The 2,191-nt window shown below is 31.2% G+C and carries 1 protein-coding gene; it reads left to right on the plus strand.

Going from position 1 to position 2,191, the window contains the following annotated elements; translation table 11 throughout:
- Positions 1-587 precede the first annotated feature (587 nt).
- Positions 588-983 carry an NUDIX hydrolase gene (locus tag F6K22_RS39235; protein WP_293110401.1) on the plus strand — a complete coding sequence of 132 codons (396 nt, stop codon included), beginning with the start codon at positions 588-590 and terminating at the stop codon, positions 981-983.
- The last annotated feature ends 1,208 nt before the right edge of the window (positions 984-2,191 follow it).

Consider the following 2,191-nt stretch of genomic DNA (forward strand, 5'->3'; position numbering starts at 1 on the left):
AGATTTGGTTTGTTTCCGCATTGCCATTTTGCACCAGTTCAACACCTAGTGTTGCTGCATGAGCATTTCCACTAGCTCCTGCTACAACAATTAATCCTCCAGTAACTGTTAATAATTTACTCAATGTAGTTGTAATTTTCATAATTACTAACTCCTTTTAAATATCGTTAGAAAATAGAAGGTTCATTTCACCTTGTAAGGTTGTGAAATTTGATAAAGAGAAAAACACTACCTGATATGAAATAGGAATATCTGAAACAAACCAAATCTATAGAATTGTTTTTTCTTGCCTTTTTAAAGAATAAAAGATGAACAGAAAAAAAAGTTGTCGAAAATCGACAACCTTAATTCACTAATTCAAAAACCAGTCATAACAATACATTCAGCAGAAATTGAGTGAAAATCGACAAAAGTATTTTTTTACATTGTCGATTTTCGACAGCTAAATTAATTATCGGGATGCTATAGTAGAATATTGGGCTAAATAATTATAATTACAGTCTTTTCATAATGAGCAGACCACAAAGTAGGGAGGTTTTATGCAACGTTCCTACGGAGTTATCATTTTTTTAATTAGGAGAAAAATTATGCACAAAATTCAAGGCTGTGTAATTATTTTATTTAATAGCGATAATAAAATTTTGCTGGTGCTGAGGGATAATAAAGAGTCTATTCCATTTCCTAATAGCTGGAATTTATTAGGTGGCTTTATTGAAAAAGGAGAATCTCCAGAAGAATGTATTCGTAGAGAAATAAGAGAGGAAATAGAAATTGAATTAGGAAATATTAAATTCTTTCAAAAGTACACTGTCTATGATCGCGAACATTATATTTTCTGGAAACAAATAAATTTAGACTTAACGCAAGTTAAACTTAATGAAGGTCAGCGTTTAGCTTATTTTAGTAAAGATGAATTAGAAAAATATCAACTTGCTTTCCAATGTAATAAGATTTTAAATGATTTTTTTTCCCTGGTCTTATAGAAACCATTTGGTATCTTTATCCGTGTAAAAATTTTTGAGTTATGAGTCGGGAGTAGAATAGAGGCAATATCGGAAAAATATTGAAAAATGCTCCCTTATTCTCCTACTTTTAAGATTAGAATCAGATTTTTCCTATCATTAAATCTTTCCATCTACACCTTCCTCGTGCAAAATCACAAATATTTTCATTTTATGAAGCTCCAGAAAAAATCCCACATCAAAGGATTTTTCGTTGCATCCTCACAATTTTTGTGATATTGTAAAGATTAACTGGGGTTACTTGCCTATATACATGATTTTTTGTTCAACTAAATTTTCTCGCTAAGATGAGGCTCGCTCAGATTTAGGAAATTTTCCCAGCAGCAATACCAAAAATATTTTCATTTTCTGGAGCTTTATACAAATGTCTGCTTTTCCCTCATCAAATCTTTCCACTCATCATTGTTAAGTGCAATACCAAAAATATTTTCATTTTCTGGAGCTTTATACAAATGTCTGCTTTTCCCTCATCAAATCTTTCCACTCATCATTGTTAAGTGCAAAATCACAAATATTTTCATTTTATGAAGCTCCAGAAAAAATCCCGCGTCAAAGGATTTTCCGTTGCATCCTCACAATTTTTGTGATATTGTAAAGATTAACTGGGGTTACTTGGCTGTATACATGATTTTCTATTCAACTAAAAATAGTATATCAGCGATCGCGAATGTTAATGTCAAAAATACCAGATGAGTTCTATAACACTACACACCAGTCATAAGTCAAAAGTAATATCTGACTAAGTTTTCGGTGCGGAAATGCTGCGCAAACAGAATTTAGTAATGTCAGAACCCTTGGCTTTGACTGCTATATAGCAGCAGTTTAGTAAAAAAATTATTAATCAAGATAATGTAAAATCTTAAGCTTTTATCCCACATTCAGCACGTCAATTTATAGTATTAAAAGTAGTATAATAATTTGGATATTTGTCAGTATTTATACTGTATAAATCCTATTCATTGACCTTTGTGTTGAGTCAAATTCTCAGTCAAATATTCAGCATAAATACTCGATAGAGCCAGATAATTAGCTAGAATCATTCCCTACTAACTAGGACTTGCTGATTAAATCTGAAAGTGTTTACAGATGGAGCTTTTTGTCTTTTTGAGTATTAAAAAAGTGGGATATTTTGAGTTGAAAAGCCTCAAAATGTTAGTGTTTTAGACAAG

It is taken from the genome of Okeania sp. SIO2F4, assembly GCF_010672385.1.
Taxonomy (GTDB): domain Bacteria; phylum Cyanobacteriota; class Cyanobacteriia; order Cyanobacteriales; family Microcoleaceae; genus Trichodesmium.

Bases quoted from the DNA above. Each gene is read 5' to 3' on its own strand.
- F6K22_RS39235 (WP_293110401.1), top strand. From the start codon at position 588: ATGCACAAAATTCAAGGCTGTGTAATTATTTTATTTAATAGCGATAAT.